This is a genomic window from Pseudomonas sp. MWU16-30323, assembly GCF_020515595.1.
Classification (GTDB): domain Bacteria; phylum Pseudomonadota; class Gammaproteobacteria; order Pseudomonadales; family Pseudomonadaceae; genus Aquipseudomonas; species Aquipseudomonas yamanorum.
The window spans coordinates 39,435-56,212 of the sequence record NZ_JAIWYM010000013.1 but is presented as its reverse complement, the minus strand read 5'-3'; the positions used below and the strand labels follow the sequence as shown (position 1 = coordinate 56,212).

The following is a 16,778-nucleotide window of genomic DNA, read 5'->3' as shown; positions in this document are numbered from 1 at the left end:
GCCTCGCTGGGGCTCGACAGCTCCCACAGGAATCGCCTTTTAGCTTGAGTACCTGGTTTAGCGAGCAGCGCCCAGTTGGCCTTTCTCGTCGGAGAACACAATCTCGACCCGACGGTTCTGCGCCCGGCCACGCTCCGAAGCGTTGACGTCAACCGGGTACTGATCGCCGTAGCCTTCGACCTGGATGCGTTTTTCATCGATGCCCAGGTCGCTCAGCACATCCGCCACTGCTTGGGCGCGGTCCCGGGACAGTTTGAGGTTTTCCTGCTGGCCACCGGTATTGTCGGTGTAACCCTCGATACGCACCACGCGCTTGGGGTTCAACTGCAGGAACTGTACGACTTTGAGCACCGTGCGGTTGGCCGAGTTTTGCAGCTCTGCCTCGCCAGTGTCGAACAGCACGTCACCCAGCGTCATCACCAACCCGCGATCAGGCTGGACGGTGGTCAGGCTGGAAATCTGCGCCTCAATCCATTTGCCCTGTTGCTGCACGCTGGCCAGCTTGGCTTCACGCAGGGCCAGTTGCAGACGCTGGCGTTCCAGCTCCAGCTTGACCCCGCGCTCCTGATTGAGTGCCTGCTCGGTGTGTTCCCGTGCAATCGCGCTGTAGCGCTGGCTCAGGTAGGCGTAATGCGCCACATCGGCGCCGCTGCCCCAGAAGCTGGAGAACCGGTCGGCGCGGGCCAGGGACTCACCCGCACGGATCACGTCCTTGGGCGCGATACGCAGCACATTCGAGTCTTCCTTGACCTTCTGGAAGTCAGTGCTGGCCTGTTGCAAGGCGAGGTTACTGTCGGGGTGCGTCGCACACCCACCGAGCGCACTGCCCAGCAACACCACACAACTCAACCCACGCATCAACCGGCTCATTGGGCGTCTCCCAACTGCAACTGCTTGCGCAGGCGGGTGATACGAGTGTTGAGCACGTTCAGTTGCTCCTGGCTTTTGCGGGTCAGCACTCGCGCTTCCGCCAGGCGGGCGTCCAGCTCGGCTTCTTCAGCCTGCATGCGGGCGTCCTTGTAGGATTCATTGGCCATGTCGGCACGGGCCTGGGTGAACTTGTCTTCAGCCAGCTTCAGCTCGGGCGAGTCATCGGCGACGGCGCCCACGGCGTTGGCTTGTTCCAGGGCTTGCTGGGTCAGGCGCATTTGTTCATTCGGCGCAGGATCGGCTGCACATCCCGCCAGAGCGACAACGGCGAGGGCCGCGAAAAGAGGTCGAATAGTCACTGAAAATCCCTACTTTGTTGGGGTGCCGACGGGTTGCTGCAACTGCGCTTTCCAGCGCTCGAGATTGCGCTGCAACGCGGTTTCCGCCAGACCGGACGCGGGCAATTCTGTCATCTTTTTGGCGAGCTGTCCGCGCAACCACGGATCGTTGCAGGCGGAGTTGTGGGAAATCGCCAGGTACAGGCCCGGCTGGTCGATGGGGATTTCCCGCGCCACCAGGTCGTTGCTCATGCCCAGGGTCTGGGCCATGGCCATGCCGGAATAACGTCCTGCAAGCACGTAGTCCACTTCCCCCAGTAGCAGCTTCTGAAACGCCGGGGTCAGGGTGGGCAGGCGTTGCAGGGTCAGTTGCTCACCGGCGAAGGTTTCAAAGTCACGGCTCAGGCGCGCCCTTTCCGACACCGCGCCCTTGTGGCCATGCAGGTCGCTGGGCTGGTGGTAGGCCAGGGCCGAATCCTTGCGGGTCCAGACCAGGTAATCGGTTTGCACCAATGCGGGGTGGATGTAATCGAGGGCATCCAGGGCGTCGAGGGTCAACGGCGCATCGGCAAGGATGTCCATGCGCCCGCTGCGCACTTCGTCCAGGGCCACGGAGCGCTTGCCGCCGTACAGCAGGTCGATTTTCACCCCGAGGTCCTTGGCCACTTGCTGCAACATATCGGCGGTGGCGCCGATCAAGTGCGTGGGGTCCTGGGGGTCACGCCACAGATAAGGCGGTGCGTCCGGGCTGCCGGTGATCACCAGGCGATCACATTTGCCAGCCGCCAGCGACACCGTCGGCAACAGCGACAGGGCGAGCAGTACAGTCCAGGGACGCAATTCCATGGCAGGGTTCTCCCATTCAAAAATTACCGGGCAAAAAAAAGCCCGGTCAAAAGACCGGGCTCTTTATAAGTGAAGCGACTGGATTAGACCAGCTTCTCCAACTCGGGTACGGCTTCGAACAAGTCTGCCACCAGGCCGTAATCAGCCACCTGGAAGATCGGCGCTTCTTCGTCCTTGTTGATCGCAACGATCACCTTGGAGTCTTTCATACCGGCCAAATGCTGGATCGCGCCGGAGATACCGACGGCGATGTACAGCTGTGGCGCAACGATCTTGCCGGTCTGGCCGACCTGCATGTCGTTCGGTACAAAACCTGCGTCGACGGCAGCGCGGGAAGCGCCGACCGCAGCGCCCAGCTTGTCAGCCAGGGCGTACAGGTGCTTGAAGTTGTCACCGTTCTGCATGCCGCGGCCGCCGGAAACGACGATCTTGGCAGCGGTCAGTTCCGGACGATCGGACTTGGCCAGCTCTTCACCCACGAAGCTGGAAGTGCCAGCGTCGTGAACAGCAGCGACAGCTTCAACCGCAGCCGAACCACCTTCAGCAGCAACCGGGTCGAAACCGGTGGCACGCACGGTGATGACTTTTACCGAGGCAGTGGACTGCACGGTAGCGATGGCGTTACCGGCATAGATCGGACGCTTGAAGGTGTCGGCGCTTTCGACCGAAACGATCTCGGAGATCTGGTCAACGTCCAGCTGCGCAGCAACGCGCGGCAGGATGTTTTTGCCGTTGGAAGTGGCGGCAGCCAGGATGTGGCTGTAACCAGCACCCAGCTCTGCTACCAGCGGCGCAACGTTTTCCGGCAACTGATGAGCGTAGGCTGCGTTGTCGGCAACCAGTACCTTGCTCACGCCAGCGATTTTGGCAGCGGCCTCAGCCACGGCACCAACGTTTTGGCCAGCGACCAGCACGTGGATATCACCACCGATTTTGGCGGCGGCGGCGACAGTGTTCAGGGTGGCCGGAGCCACGACCTTGTTGTCGTGTTCTGCGATTACCAAGATAGTCATGGTTAGATTACCTTCGCTTCGTTTTTCAGTTTCTCGACCAGTTCAGCCACCGACTTGACCTTGATGCCCGCGCTGCGTGCAGCCGGCGCTTCGACTTTGACGGTCTTGTTGGTGGAGGCGGTGGAAACGCCCAAAGCATCCGGAGTCAGCACTTCGAGAGGCTTCTTCTTGGCTTTCATGATGTTTGGCAGGGACGCGTAGCGCGGCTCGTTCAAACGCAGGTCGGTGGTGACGATGGCCGGCAGTTTCAGGGAAACTGTCTGCGCGCCGCCGTCGATTTCGCGGGTCACGGCAACCTTGTCGCCACTCACTTCGACTTTCGAGGCGAAGGTGCCCTGGCCGTAACCGGTCAGTGCAGCCAGCATCTGGCCAGTCTGGTTGTTGTCGCTATCGATGGCTTGTTTGCCGAGGATCACCAGCGATGGCTGTTCCTTGTCGACAACAGCTTTCAACAACTTGGCAACGGCCAGGGAAGTCAGCTCTTCAGCGGATTCGACGAGGATGGCGCGATCGGCACCCAGCGCCAGGGCGGTACGCAGCTGCTCTTGAGCAGTGGTCGGACCGATGGAAACGACGACGATTTCAGTCGCAACGCCTTTCTCTTTCAGGCGTACGGCTTCTTCCACGGCGATTTCGCAGAAAGGGTTCATCGACATCTTGACGTTAGCGAGGTCGACGCCGGAATTGTCCGCCTTGACGCGAACTTTCACGTTGTAATCGACAACGCGTTTGACAGCTACAAGAACCTTCATGGATTCCTCGTTACTCTCCGGTGAAAAGAAAGTCGCCTAGGCGAACCTGGCGGTTGATGCTCATCGGCACACAAGGGCACCTCCAAAAACACCGGCGATCGTCGGCGGGGGACCTTGCTCACGGGAGTGATGACCGTTCGTCAGCGGTGACTGAGAGGTCATTCATTATCGTGGCGTGTAAACTGCGCGCCATCGTGGCTCGCGCGTCACCCTTATTTGCCTTCAGCCTGTCTTTCGAGGTGGCCTTGAAACCCACAGTCTGCCTACGGGATGCGCAAAACCGACCGTATATTGACCGGAACGCCTATTCCGGTCAATACGGCAAAATGGTCAGTTATAAGCCGCGTTGCTTTGATTTACCTAGCTTGCGGGCAATTCAAACAAACGTTTGTATTGGACGCTGAGAGTGGTGTAGATATAATGCGCCACCTAGAGAGAAAGGTGGGTCGTCCCCTGCCCCTTGCATGAGATTGATGCAGGCATTGCGGGACGGATTACCGAACCTCCACCCATTAGAAAAAAAAGCCGTTGAGCCTTGAGTAGGAGATAGCCTGTGGAACGCGAATACATGGAATTCGACGTGGTCATCGTCGGCGCTGGCCCGGCAGGCCTGTCTGCCGCCTGCCGATTGAAGCAGAAGGCCGCCGAAGCCGGTAAGGAAATCAGCGTCTGCGTGGTCGAAAAAGGCTCCGAAGTCGGCGCTCACATCCTGTCCGGTGCCGTGTTTGAACCCCGTGCCCTGAACGAATTGTTCCCGGACTGGAAAGAACTCGGTGCGCCGCTCAACACCCCTGTTGTGCGGGATGACATCTATGTACTGCGCTCCAGCGAAGCGTCCACCAAGGTCCCTGACTTCTTTGTGCCCAAGACCATGCACAACGAAGGCAACTACATTATCTCCCTGGGCAACCTGTGCCGCTGGCTCGCCCAGCAGGCCGAGAACCTGGGTGTGGAAGTCTACCCGGGCTTCGCCGCCCAGGAAGCACTGTTCGACGAAAACGGCGTGGTGCGCGGGATCATCACCGGTGACCTCGGCGTCGACCGTGAAGGCCAGCCAAAAGAAGGCGTCTACACCCCGGGCATGGAACTGCGTGGCAAGTACACGCTGTTCGCCGAAGGTTGCCGTGGCCACATCGGCAAGCAACTGATCCAGCGCTTCAACCTGGACAGCGACGCCGACGCCCAGCACTACGGCATCGGCCTGAAAGAAATCTGGGAAATCGACCCGGCCAAACATCAGCCAGGCCTGGTGGTGCACACCGCCGGTTGGCCGCTGGACATCATGAGCAACGAGAACACCGGCGGCTCGTTCCTCTATCACCTGGAAAACAACCAGGTTGTAGTGGGTTTGATCGTCGACCTGTCCTACAGCAACACTTTCCTGTCGCCGTTCGACGAGTTCCAGCGCCTCAAGCATCACCCGGTGCTGGCCCAGTACCTGGAAGGCGGCAAACGCATCAGCTACGGTGCCCGCGCGCTGGCCAAAGGTGGCATCAACTCGCTGCCTAAAATGGTATTCAAGGGTGGCGCCTTGATCGGCTGCGACCTGGGCACCATGAACGTGGCCAAGATCAAGGGCAGCCACACCGCCATGAAGTCCGGCATGCTCGCCGCTGACGCGGTGGCCGAGCGCCTGTTCGCCGAATCCGAAGGCGGCGACGAGTTGACCAACTACGTCGACAGCTTCAAGAACAGCTGGCTCTACGAAGAACTGTTCGCCAGCCGCAACTTCGGCCCGGCGATGCACAAGTTCGGCCCGATCCTGGGTGCCGGCTTCAACTGGTTCGACCAAAACATCCTCGGCGGCAAAATGCCGTTCACCCTGCACGACACCAAGCCTGACTACGCCTGCCTCAAGCTGGCCAAGGACAGCAAGAAAATCGACTACCCGAAACCCGACGGCAAGCTGAGCTTCGACAAGCTGAGCTCGGTGTTCATCTCCGGTACCAACCACGAAGAAGAACAGCCGTGCCACCTGAAGCTGAAAGACCCGAGCATCCCGATCGGCACCAACCTGCCGCTCTACGATGAACCGGCGCAGCGCTACTGCCCGGCCGGCGTGTATGAAGTGATCACCAAGGAAGACGGCGAGAAACGCTTCCAGATCAACGCCCAGAACTGCGTGCACTGCAAGACCTGTGACATCAAGGACCCTTCGCAGAACATCACCTGGGTGACACCGGAAGGTGCGGGCGGGCCGACTTACCCGAACATGTAAGGCATTGGCTTGAAAAACGAGGCCCCCGAATGGGGGCCTTTTTTATGGCCCGGAAAAAAGCCCCATCGACTCGGTCAAATGTGTGGCTTGCCTGCTCCCACATTTTTGACCGTGTTGTGCCTGGGAGAGTTATGCCGCCCGCTCATCCCCGGGGCTGCGCTCGAAATAGCGCTTATATTCCCGGCTGAACTGCGACGTACTCTGGTACCCCACACTGTGGGCCGCCTGCGCCACGCTCATGCCCTCCACCAACAGCAACTGCTGCGCCTTGAGCAGCCGCAGCCGCTTGAGGTACTGCACCGGCGACAACAGCGTGCAGCGCTTGAAGTGTTCGTGGAACGTCGACGCACTCATGTGCGCATAACCCGCCAGCGTCTCGATATTCAGCGGCTCGGCGTAATGGGCATGCAGGTGATTCAACGAGGTCGCCACCCGGGAAAACTGCCCCTGCTGCTCCACCAGTGCCCGCAGTACATCCGCCTGTGGCCCGCGCAATGCAGTGAACAACAATTCCCGCACCCGCGCCGGGCCCATGATCCGGCTCTCCAGCGGATCGTGCAGGCACTGCAACAGCCGTTCTACGCAGCCACGCATGGCGTCATCCAGCACCACCGAACTCATGGACTCCAACGTCTGCGCCGCCGGCGGTGGCCCGGACTGGATACCCATCGCCATCACCAACTCACCCAGCACCACCCGGTCAATGCCCACCGTCACCCCCAACAGCGGCGCATTGGGCATGGCAAAGGTCTCGCATTCGAACGGCACCGGCATCGCCTGGATCAGGTAATGCCCGGCGCCGTACTCCAGAGTTCGCGGGCCCAGGTACGCGACCTTGCTGCCCTGGGCGACGATCATCAGGCTCGGTTCGTAAATCTGCGGGCCCCGCGCCACATCGCAACTGGCGCGCAACACCTGCACGCCCGGCAGGTTGGTGGGGGAGAAACCATCACGGGGCGTCAGTGGTTCGATCAGGGCAACCAACGCAGCATTGGCATCGACATGGCGGGTCAACAACATGGCAAAAACTTCGCGGAAAAGGGGATGACACCATCATCGCAGGTCTGGCGCCACAGTGATCCAATCCAGGGGCACTCCCGGAGGAATAGGCATGAGACTCGGAGCAATCGCCATGGCCGCACCCCGGCACGGCGCGGAGAATGCGCCACCTCACCTGTTACTGCACCTGCGAGGTTTCTCCATGTACACCGCCATCGGTTATGCCGCTCAATCGGCCACCACTCCCCTCGCCCCCATGTCCTTCGAACGCCGCAGCCCGCGCGCCGATGACGTGGCGATCGAAATTCTCTACTGCGGCGTCTGCCACTCCGACATTCACCAGGCACGCAACGAATGGGGCATTGCCGTGTACCCGCTGATGCCGGGCCACGAGATCGTCGGCAAAGTCACTGCCGTCGGCGCCAGCGTCACCGCGCACAAAGTCGGCGATCTGGTGGGTGTTGGCTGCATGGTCGACTCCTGCCGTCACTGCGACGCCTGCCACGCCGACCTCGAGCAATACTGCCTCGAAGGCCCGACCATGACCTACGCCACCCCGGACCGGGTCGATGGCAGCAACACCATGGGCGGCTACTCCGACAGCATCGTGGTCAGTGAGCACTTCGTGGTGAAGATCCCGGCCAAGCTCGACCTGGCCAGCGCCGCGCCGATCCTCTGCGCCGGCATCACCACCTACTCACCACTCAAGCACTACGGTGTGAAGGCTGGCGACAAGGTTGGGGTTCTGGGCATGGGCGGATTGGGCCATATGGGCATCAAGTTCGCCAAGGCCATGGGCGCGGAAGTGACATTGTTCACCCGCTCCGCGAGCAAGGCGGAAGAAGGCCGTCGCCAGGGCGCCGATCACGTGATCGTGTCCACCGATGCTGAACAGATGAAAGCCGCTGCCGGGCACTTCGACTTCCTGCTGGACACCATCCCGGTGCAGCACGACTTGAACCCCTACCTCGACGTGCTGCGCTTTGACGGCGTGCACATCCTGGTGGGCCTGATCGAGCCGGTCGACCCGCCCGTCAACGCTGCCAAGCTGGTGCTGGGCCGCAAGGTACTGGCCGGTTCATTGATCGGTGGCATTGCCGAAACCCAGGAAGTCCTGGATTTCTGCGCCGAGCACGGCATCACCTGCGACATCGAAATGCTCGACATCCGCCAGATCAACGAAGCCTACACCCGCATGATTGCCGGTGATGTGAAGTACCGCTTCGTGATCGACATGGCGACTTTGAAGGCCTGACCATGATCGTTCCCACGCTCTGCGTGGGAACGCATGCTGTGACGCTCTGCGTCACCGTTGCGCAGGGCTCAAGTGCTGCTGGACGCGGAGCGTCCGAAGCGGCATTCCCACGCGGAGCGTGGGAACGATCACGGCCTGATCAGGCCTTCGCGCCCAACTCCGCTGACAGCCGTGCTGCGACCTGTTTGATCACAGGAATCAGCTCGGCCATTTTCTCCAGCGGCATGTAGGGCACGGTACTGGCGATGCTGATGCCGGCGACGATTCGCCGGCTGGCATCGCGCACCGGTGCCGCGACACAACGGATCGACGGTTCGTTGTCTTCCAGATCGAACGCATAACCGCCCGCCACGTATTCCTGCATGCGCTGTTCAAACTGCGCCCAGGATTGCTCGGGGTGCTGCGGCCACTGCAGGTTCTTCCCGCCCGTGGGCAGGCTGACCTGATACAGGCGCTGCCACTCGTCCACGCTGTCATCCAGCAGCAACGCCTTGCCGATCCCGGTGCGCGCCAGCGGCATGCGATGGCCGACGCGCGAGCGCATTTCCGGGCCGTTGCGACCAGGGTTCTTGTGCAGGTACAGCACGTCGTCGTATTCGCGGATCGCCAGGTGGATGGTGTCGCCGGTCAGCGCCGACAGCTCATCCAGGTACGGCACCGCCAGGCTCACCAGCGGCAACTCCTCGCGCGCCTGAAACCCCAACTCGATCAACTTGGGCCCCAGCAGATAGCCGACTTGGGGCACCACGCGCAGGTAGCGCTCTTCCACCAGGCAACTGGCCAGGCGGTGAGTGGTGCTGCGGGTGGTGCCGATGCGCTTGGCAATCTCCTTGAGATCCCGCGCGCCGGCGGCCACTGCCTGCACCACGCCCAATCCGCGAAGCAGGGTCTGGGTGCCGGTGGGGGCGGCGTCTTTGACGGGAATGTGGGCGTTTTCCTGCATATCGGGCCTATTGGGAAGTACGAAAACGGCGAGCATTATGGGCGGTCACGACTGTTGTGGCGAGGGAGCTCCCTCGCCACAGAAAGCTTTATCACTCCCGAAGTCAGCGCTGCTTCATCCTGTCGATAATCACCGCCAGCAACAGGATCGAGCCGCGAATCACGTATTGGTAGAAGGTGTCGATGTTCTTCAGGTTCATCGCGTTCTCGATGATCGCCAGAATCAGCACCCCGGCAATCACATGCCGGATCATCCCGATCCCGCCGCTCAGCGACACCCCACCCAGCACGCACGCCGAGATCACCGTCAACTCGAACCCCTGGCCAATCATCGGTTGCCCCGAGGTCATCCGCGACGCCAGGATCACCCCGGCCAACGCCCCAATCACGCCGTGCACGGCAAAGATGATGATCTTGGTGCGGTCGACGTTTACCCCGGCCAACAGCGCTGCTTCCTGGTTGCCACCGATGGCCATGGTGTTGCGCCCGTAGGTGGTGTAGTTCAGCAGCCAGCCAAAAAACACAAAGCACAGTACGGTGATGATGATCGGCACCGGCACGCCAAACAGCTGGCCGTTACCGAAGACGAAGAAGTTTTCGTCCATCACGCCCACCGCCTTGCCGTTGGAAAAGATATACGCCAGCCCGCGCACGATCTGCATCGTCGCTAGCGTCGTGATCAATGCGTTGATCCGCAGCTTGGCAATCACGATGCCGTTGATCAGCCCCACCACCAGGCCCATGGCCAACGCCGCCGACACGCCGAAGAACACGCTGTCGGTGTCGCGAATCACGATCCCCGCCACCACGCCCGAACAGGCGATCACCGAGCCCACCGACAAGTCGAAGTGCCCCGACGCCAGGCAAAACAGCATGGTGCAGGCCGCAATGCCCACGGTGGAAATCGCCAGCCCCAGGCCGCGCATGTTCAGCGGCGAAAGGAAGTTGTCGATGAAAATGGCGCTGAGCACAAAGATGCTCAGGGCCGCCAGCAGCATGACCCAATCATCAAGAAACTTGCGCTGGTTGAACCCCGGCCAGAAGCTTCTTGCGGTTTTTACCTGTGACATACCCACCCCTCGTATTCTTCAGTCCCGCGTACGCGGAAGAGCCAGTTGCAGCAGCCGTGCTTCGTCCGCTTGATCGCGGGTCAATTCGCCTGTCAGGGCGCCTTCGCTCATCACCAGGATGCGGTCGGAGATGCCCATCACTTCCATCAGGTCGCTGGACACCACAATCACGGCAATGCCACTGGCCGCCAGGTTGTGGATGATCTGGTAGATCTCCGACTTGGCACCGATATCAATGCCGCGCGTCGGCTCGTCCAGCAGCAATACTTTCATCGGCATCGACAGCCAGCGACCGAGAATCGCCTTCTGCTGATTGCCCCCCGACAGGAACAGAATCGGTTGGTCGGCCGACGGCGTGCGCACGTTCAACGCGCTGATTTGCCGCTGGGCATTGGTGCGTTCCCAGCCGCCCTGGATCAGCCAACCGAAGCGCGCATGGTCGCGCCGCGCACTGATATTGATGTTCTCCGCAACGCTGGCGCGGGGCACGATGCCTTCCTTCTTGCGGTCCTCGGGGCAGAGCAACACGCCCGCCGCAATCGCATCCCGCGGCGTCTTGAACGTCTGCGCCTGGCCATGCAACACCAAGGCACCCTGAGTACTGCGGGACAGCCCGGCGAGCAGGCGCAACAGCTCGGTGCGCCCTGCCCCGACCAGGCCAAACAGCCCAAGAATCTCGCCCTTGCTTACCTGCAGACTCACCGGCTCCTGTAACCCAGGCCCGAGCAATCCTTCGACTCGCAGCGCTTCGCCGGACTGCTCCCGTGGCCGGTAGTCGTAGATGTCCTGGATATCCCGCCCGACCATGCAGTTGACCAACTGGTCGACGTTCAACTGCGCCATGTCCTCGAAGGTGCGCACGAAGCGCCCGTCCTTGAACACCGTCACCGCATCGCAAATCCGGAACACTTCTTCCATGCGGTGCGACACGTAGAGGATCACCCGGCCTTCATCCCGCAGCCGGGCGATGATCACCATCAGCCGCTCGATCTCACGGGCCGAGAGGCTGCTGGTGGGTTCGTCGAAGGCAATCACATGGGCATTGCGCGACATGGCCTTGGCGATTTCCACCAGTTGCCGCTGGCCGAGGGACAGGCTGCCCAGGCGCATGTTCGGATCAATTTCATCCGCCAGCCCTTTGAGCAATTCCCGCGCCTTGCGCACCATCGCGCCGCGATTGACCACGCCAAAGCGCGACGGCATATGCCCCAGCAGCAGGTTCTCGGCGACGGTCATTTCCGGCACCAGTTGCAGCTCCTGGTGAATCACCGCGATGCCACTGGCGATGCTGTCGGCCGCCGATTTGAAACTCACGCTGCGTTCGCCCAACTGCAAGCTGCCGCTGTTGGGCGGATAAAAACCGCCGAGGATTTTCAGCAAGGTCGACTTGCCCGCGCCGTTTTCGCCCATCAGCGCATGCACCGAATGGGGCCGCGCTTCAAAGCTGATCTGCGCCAGGGCCTTCACCCCGGGAAACTCCTTGCCGATGCCGTTGAAGCGCAGGCTCTCTGCGGCGGCGCTGTTCATTTCCACAGACCGATCTTGCTCAACTCTTCCTTGAAGTTGGCGCGGGTGATCAGGGTCACGTTATCCAGGGCGGTGAACTTGGCCGGCTCCGTGCCTTTGGTCACCCACTCGAACATCGCGGTAGCGGTTTTATAGCCGGACGCATCGGGGCTGAGCAGCATCGAGCCGTAGAAACCGGTGTCGGATTTTTTCAGTTCTTCAATGGCGTCGGTGCCGTTGATACCCACGCCGATCACATTCGGCGCCTTGAAGCCGGCGCTTTCGGTGGCGCGTACGCCGCCCAGTACGGTGCTGTCGTTCATGCCGCCAATCAGCAGGTTTTTCGCGCCGCTGGGCAGTTTCACCAGGGCCGAGTTGGTAGAGTCCATGGCGCCCGGCACGTCGAGGGTTTTCTGCGCGGTGAACAGAATGTGGTCAACCGGCAGGCCGGCAGCCTTGAGGCCCTCTACCGAACCGTCGGTGCGTTTCTTGCCGGTTTCCAGCTCGTCAAACGTATTGATGACCGCATAGGTGTCCTTCCAGTCCCAGTTGCGATGCTTGGCTTCGGTGGCCATGGCTTCGCCTTGTTTCTGGCCGATCTTGTAGGCGTCCAGGCCGACGTAAGGCACGTCTTCCATGGGCTTGCCCTTGGCGTCGACGAAGCGGTCGTCCACTGCCAGCACTTTCAGGTTATTGAGCTTGGCCTTGGCCATGATCGCAGGGCCCAGGGACACATCCGGCGGGCAGATCACGAAGCCCTTGGCGCCGTTGGCGGCGAGGGTATCGATGGCGGATAGGGTTTTCTCGCCATCGGGCACGGCGATCTTGATCACGGTGAAACCATGGTCCTTGCCGGCTTTTTCGGCAAAGGCCCATTCAGTCTGGAACCAAGGTTCTTCGGCTTGCTTGACCAGGAAGCCGATCTTTACTTCCTCAGCAGAGGCCAGGCCGCTGAGTGCCATCGTGAGGGCAAGGGTGCCTAGTGTCTTCTTGAGCATGAACCACCTCTTCTTGTTATTTGGAAACCTGTTATTCGTGGTACATCACCGACCGCCCGCCATCGATCATCAGGCAGGTGGCATTGATAAAGGGCGCCTCATCGGTCGCCAGAAACAGTGCCGTCATCGCCACTTCAATCGGCTGGCCGATGCGCTTGGGCGGGTGCAGGTCAAAGGCGCGCTGACGCTCGGCGTGGGGGTCGGCAAAGCCGTTCCAGTAATCGACGTTGAGTTGGGTTTCGATATAGCCCGGCGCGATGGCATTTACGCGGATGCCCTTGGGCGCATATTCGATGCCCAGTGCGCGGGTCAGCCCCAGCAGGCCGTGCTTGGCCACCGGGTACGGGAAGCAACCGGGAATGATGTGGCTGGAATGGGTGGAGGCAATGTTGATGATGTTGCCGATGCCCTGCTCGATCATGTGCGGCAACACGGTGCGGCAACCGTACCAGGCGCCGTCGAGGTCGATGGCGAAGCAGCGGCGCCAGTCTTCGTCGGTCATTTCCAGTGGGTCACGGAACACGTTGACGCCGGCGCAGTTGACCAGCACATCCACGCGGCCAAAGCGTTCGATGGCTACGTCCACCAAAGCGCGCCACTGATCCTTGGACGTGATGTCGACGGCTTGCGCGTAGATCTCGGCGCCGCGTTCGCGCCAATGGGCGGCAACTTGCTCGACCTTCTCGCCCTGGATATCACCGATTACCAGGCGCGCCTGCTGGGCCTGGAAGCAAGCCACGATGGCCTCGCCAATGCCCTGGGCAGCGCCGGTGATGACCACGACTTTGTTCTTCAGTCGCTCGCCGTAAGTCGGCTCGGGCACCGGCGGTAACGACAACGGTTGTGCCTGCATCGCTTCACCTGTTTTGTTTTTGGTAGTGAGTGCTGATGCGCAAGACTATAAACCCAGACACCAAAACATCTCAATATATAAATTATCATCCCACATAGTGAGCAAATGTATAAAAAAACCGGCCGTGATGGCCGGTTGCTTATGCGCGGTTAACCCTGCGCGAAATCCCTCAGTGCGTCACCTTCCATACGGTAGCGCACCCACTCTTCCTGGGGTTGGGCGCCGATGGATTTGTAGAACGCAATGGCCGGCTCATTCCAGTCCAGCACGCTCCACTCGAAACGCCCACAGCCGTTGTCGCAGGCGATTTTCGCCAGGTGGCGCAACAACTTCTTGCCCGCCCCGCCGCCGCGTTGTTCGGGGTTGATGTACAGGTCTTCGAGGTACAGGCAGTTGCTGCCGAGCCAGGTGGAGTAGCTGAAAAAGAACACCGCAAAGCCGATTGGCAAACCGTCCCGCAGGCAGATCAGGCCGTGGGCGGTGGCGCCTTCGCTGAACAGGCTGCGCTCGATGTCCACCACGCTGGCGATCACTTCGTGCCGGGCTTTTTCGTAGTCGGCCAGCTCGGTGATGAAAGTCAGGATCTGCGCAGCATCGCTGGGCACGGCGGGGCGAATCTCGATGGTCATAGGCAGGCCTTGTCAGGGAAAGAGAGCACACATACTAAGGTGCTTTAATGACCGATTGCAGTGCAATTTCAATCGCGGCTAACCTGTAGGCTATCGACCTTTGAGAACCCCCATGCCCTTCACGCCCTTGACCGACCTCGCCGCGACGTTATTGCCTCACGCCCTTGAGCCTTCCGAAGACGGCGCCCACGACCTGTCCCATTTGCAACGGGTGTGGCACAACGTGCGGTCGATCCAGGCAGAGGAAGGCGGCGATCTTGAGGTGCTGCTGGCGGCGGTGCTGCTGCATGACTGCGTCGCGGTGGAGAAGAATTCACCGTTGCGGTCCAAGGCTTCGACATTGGCGGCGGACAAGGCCGGGGAGATTTTGCAGGCGCTGGCGTGGCAGCCCGAGACGATTGCAGCGGTGACGCATGCCATCGAGACCCACAGTTTTTCGGCAGGCCTGACGCCGCTGACGCTTGAAGCAAAGATTATGCAGGATGCCGACCGCTTGGACTCCCTGGGCATGATCGGCGTGGCCCGCACGTTTTACATCGCCGGGCGCATGGGCAGCGGGCTGTATGACCCGGCGGACCCAACGGCACAGCGCCGCGAGTACGACGACAAGCGCTTTTGCCTCGACCATTTCCAGACCAAGCTGCTGCATCTGGCGGGCGGATTTCAGACGCCGACGGGGCAACGCATGGCCCTGGCTCGCCATGAGCGGCTGAAGGGATTCATGGACCTGTTCATCGAAGAAATCGGCACACCATACTCCGCTGCGGGCTAACGCAAGCACCGCGAGCCACAGAACAATCCCACACGCCGTGCTGGGTAAAAAGTCACACAAATTCTTACAAGCGACATAAGACCGTTCGTCGGTATCGAGGCACGAATCGCAAACAGGGGCGGACCAATACCAGGTAAGGACATCAATCATATGGAGACACCATCATGACGACTTCCAAATTTGCCGCCCTCGCCCTCACCGGTTTGCTGTCTGCGGTTTCGCTGAGCAGCTTTGCCGCCACCACAGGTTCCAGCACCGACCCTGTCGGCAGCCCGGCCAACCCGGCCACCCAGGAGTCGAAGGACTCGATGGGCACCGGCATGGACACCAACGGCGGCGCCATCATCGACAACAGCAGAGACCCACGCACCCAGGGCGACGACACCAATCGCAACAGCGGTGCGGTGCCTAACGGCAAAATGGGCCCTGGCGCCACTTCGCCTTCGATCAATAAAGGCGATGACTCCAACATCCCAGGTGCGCCAAAACAGCCAGCGCCTTAATCCGCCACACAGACGAACACCCAACCATTTCCCAGTGAAGAGGTATGCATGAACGTCGATCACAACCTTGAAAAAGAAGTCCTCACCCGTCTGCTCCACGCTCATCCCAGTGGGTTGGGCAAGGAAGTGCTGGACAACTACCGAGGTGAAAAAGTGGTGGCCAGCGCCTTGGCCACCTTGCAGGACCGCGGGTGGATCAAGGAAGGCCATGTGACCTGCAACGATGCCGGGGAACACGCGCTGAACCTGCCGATCAAGCTCACCGCATCCGGCGTGGAAGCGGCTCGCAAGCTGGAAAGCGAAGCGGGCCAGTAACTTGAGGCGCTGAAACGAGCCGGTTAACGCGGATCAAAATGTGGGAGCGGGCTTGCTCGCGAAAGCGGTGTATCAGTGCCAGATTCATTGGCTGACCCACCGCCTTCGCGAGCAAGCCCGCTCCCATATTTTTGATCGGGTTTTCAGCCACGGAATCAGCGGTGGGCGGCCACCAGTAGCATCATTGGGCGCTCAAGCTCTTCTGCCAGTGCGGGACGGGCCTTCAGGTCCGCTTCGCTGGGGCCCCACTCGTCGACATGAGTCAGGGTGAACCCCGCCTGGATCAACAGCGTCAGCAACGTGCCTACCGTGCGATGCTGCTTGATCACGCCATCCGCCAACCAGTTGGTCACCCGTGGCCCTTCCAACTGATAGCTGTCCACCGGCCAGCGCTTGCGCCCTTGCTCATCCATCAGCCAGCCCGGTTGCCGAGGCGCCATGAAGATCGGGTGCTCGATGGAAAACACCAACCGCCCGCCCGGCACCAACGCCTGATGGATACGCGCGAACAGGCCTTTCAGATCGACGATGTAATGAAACGCCAATGAGCTGTAGGCCAGGTCGAAAGCGGCATCAGGCAGCTCGAGTTTTTCCAGGTCGGCGATGGCGTAAGTAATCGCCGAAGAGGACGTCATCTCCTCTGCCCGCGCCAGCATCTTTTGCGAGACATCCAGCCCCAGCACCTGTTCGGCGCCCTGCTCCTGGGCCCAGCGACTGAACCAGCCGTAGCCGCAACCCAGGTCCACCACTTTCAACCCTGGCATCGGCGGTAGCATGGCTTGCAGAGCCGGCCACTCCGGCGCGCCGGCGAGGCCTTCTACCGAGCGGCCCATCTTGCTGTAGCCCTCGAAGAAAACCTCGGTGTCGTAGATGTTCTGAGTCATGACGCTGCTCCGTGC

General features: G+C 60.9%; 18 protein-coding genes. 5 read left to right on the top strand and 13 right to left on the bottom strand.

The features are described from left to right. Window positions 1-57: 57 nt before the first annotated feature. The 5 genes from LIY45_RS16865 to LIY45_RS16845 all read right to left on the bottom strand — a co-directional run bounded on the left by LIY45_RS16865 (window position 58) and on the right by LIY45_RS16845 (window position 3,819). Window positions 58-870: an OmpA family protein gene (locus tag LIY45_RS16865; RefSeq protein ID WP_026077766.1), complete on the bottom strand. Its 813-nt coding sequence runs from the start codon at window positions 868-870 to the stop codon at window positions 58-60. Continuing rightward, on the bottom strand, window positions 867-1,229 hold the full coding sequence (locus LIY45_RS16860; RefSeq protein WP_026077767.1) for a DUF4398 domain-containing protein: 363 nt from the start codon (window positions 1,227-1,229) through the stop codon (window positions 867-869). The genes LIY45_RS16865 and LIY45_RS16860 overlap by 4 nt, the downstream gene beginning before the upstream one ends. A gap of 9 nt (window positions 1,230-1,238) precedes the next feature. Further along, window positions 1,239-2,054 (bottom strand): transporter substrate-binding domain-containing protein, encoded by an 816-nt coding sequence (locus LIY45_RS16855; RefSeq protein ID WP_226476964.1) that lies wholly within the window; start codon window positions 2,052-2,054, stop codon window positions 1,239-1,241. An 83-nt stretch (window positions 2,055-2,137) separates the two neighbouring features. Then, window positions 2,138-3,067: an FAD-binding protein gene (locus LIY45_RS16850; RefSeq protein ID WP_017475786.1), complete on the bottom strand. Its 930-nt coding sequence runs from the start codon at window positions 3,065-3,067 to the stop codon at window positions 2,138-2,140. Window positions 3,068-3,069: 2 nt separating this feature from the next. Next, a complete protein-coding gene (locus tag LIY45_RS16845) occupies window positions 3,070-3,819 on the bottom strand; it encodes an electron transfer flavoprotein subunit beta/FixA family protein (protein WP_004371224.1) in 750 nt (249 codons plus the stop codon). A 553-nt stretch (window positions 3,820-4,372) separates the two neighbouring features. Here LIY45_RS16845 and LIY45_RS16840 point away from each other — a divergent pair. Next, window positions 4,373-6,037, top strand: a complete 1,665-nt coding sequence (locus tag LIY45_RS16840) for an electron transfer flavoprotein-ubiquinone oxidoreductase (protein ID WP_177067007.1) — start codon at window positions 4,373-4,375, stop codon at window positions 6,035-6,037. A gap of 129 nt (window positions 6,038-6,166) precedes the next feature. Here the strand turns inward: LIY45_RS16840 and LIY45_RS16835 are convergent, their stop codons facing one another. Further along, the gene (locus tag LIY45_RS16835; protein ID WP_017475788.1) at window positions 6,167-7,057 is read right to left on the bottom strand and encodes an AraC family transcriptional regulator; all 891 of its coding nucleotides are present in this window, start codon (window positions 7,055-7,057) and stop codon (window positions 6,167-6,169) included. A 181-nt stretch (window positions 7,058-7,238) separates the two neighbouring features. On the opposite strand from LIY45_RS16835, the gene LIY45_RS16830 reads away from it, so the two are divergent. Then, the gene (locus LIY45_RS16830; protein WP_226477026.1) at window positions 7,239-8,291 is read left to right on the top strand and encodes an NAD(P)-dependent alcohol dehydrogenase; all 1,053 of its coding nucleotides are present in this window, start codon (window positions 7,239-7,241) and stop codon (window positions 8,289-8,291) included. 139 nt (window positions 8,292-8,430) lie between these two features. On the opposite strand, the gene LIY45_RS16825 is transcribed toward LIY45_RS16830, so the two are convergent. From LIY45_RS16825 to LIY45_RS16800, 6 genes are all read right to left on the bottom strand, one after another. After that, window positions 8,431-9,234, bottom strand: coding sequence for an IclR family transcriptional regulator (locus LIY45_RS16825; protein WP_017475790.1), 804 nt, complete (start codon window positions 9,232-9,234; stop codon window positions 8,431-8,433). A 103-nt stretch (window positions 9,235-9,337) separates the two neighbouring features. Then, entirely contained in the window at window positions 9,338-10,303 is a 966-nt protein-coding gene (gene araH / locus LIY45_RS16820) for an L-arabinose ABC transporter permease AraH (RefSeq protein WP_026077769.1), read from the bottom strand. Between the two features lie 18 nt (window positions 10,304-10,321). After that, window positions 10,322-11,830: an L-arabinose ABC transporter ATP-binding protein AraG gene (gene araG / locus LIY45_RS16815; RefSeq protein WP_226476963.1), complete on the bottom strand. Its 1,509-nt coding sequence runs from the start codon at window positions 11,828-11,830 to the stop codon at window positions 10,322-10,324. Next, window positions 11,827-12,807, bottom strand: a complete 981-nt coding sequence (locus LIY45_RS16810) for a substrate-binding domain-containing protein (RefSeq protein WP_063027976.1) — start codon at window positions 12,805-12,807, stop codon at window positions 11,827-11,829. Before LIY45_RS16810 ends, araG begins: the two co-directional genes overlap by 4 nt. 31 nt (window positions 12,808-12,838) lie before the next feature. Continuing rightward, window positions 12,839-13,660: an SDR family oxidoreductase gene (locus tag LIY45_RS16805; RefSeq protein WP_226476962.1), complete on the bottom strand. Its 822-nt coding sequence runs from the start codon at window positions 13,658-13,660 to the stop codon at window positions 12,839-12,841. Between the two features lie 149 nt (window positions 13,661-13,809). After that, the gene (locus LIY45_RS16800) at window positions 13,810-14,289 is read right to left on the bottom strand and encodes a GNAT family N-acetyltransferase (RefSeq protein ID WP_004371239.1); all 480 of its coding nucleotides are present in this window, start codon (window positions 14,287-14,289) and stop codon (window positions 13,810-13,812) included. A gap of 112 nt (window positions 14,290-14,401) precedes the next feature. Here LIY45_RS16800 and LIY45_RS16795 point away from each other — a divergent pair, with 112 nt between their 5' ends. From LIY45_RS16795 to LIY45_RS16785, 3 genes are all read left to right on the top strand, one after another. After that, window positions 14,402-15,061, top strand: coding sequence for an HD domain-containing protein (locus LIY45_RS16795; RefSeq protein WP_226476961.1), 660 nt, complete (start codon window positions 14,402-14,404; stop codon window positions 15,059-15,061). A 164-nt stretch (window positions 15,062-15,225) separates the two neighbouring features. Further along, complete coding sequence (locus LIY45_RS16790; protein ID WP_017475796.1) at window positions 15,226-15,564, top strand: hypothetical protein; 339 nt, start codon at window positions 15,226-15,228, stop codon at window positions 15,562-15,564. 48 nt (window positions 15,565-15,612) lie between these two features. Then, on the top strand, window positions 15,613-15,879 hold the full coding sequence (locus LIY45_RS16785) for a hypothetical protein (RefSeq protein WP_017475797.1): 267 nt from the start codon (window positions 15,613-15,615) through the stop codon (window positions 15,877-15,879). A gap of 155 nt (window positions 15,880-16,034) precedes the next feature. Here LIY45_RS16785 and LIY45_RS16780 read toward each other — a convergent pair whose 3' ends face one another. Further along, the gene (locus LIY45_RS16780; protein WP_226476960.1) at window positions 16,035-16,763 is read right to left on the bottom strand and encodes a class I SAM-dependent methyltransferase; all 729 of its coding nucleotides are present in this window, start codon (window positions 16,761-16,763) and stop codon (window positions 16,035-16,037) included. Window positions 16,764-16,778: the final 15 nt, after the last annotated feature.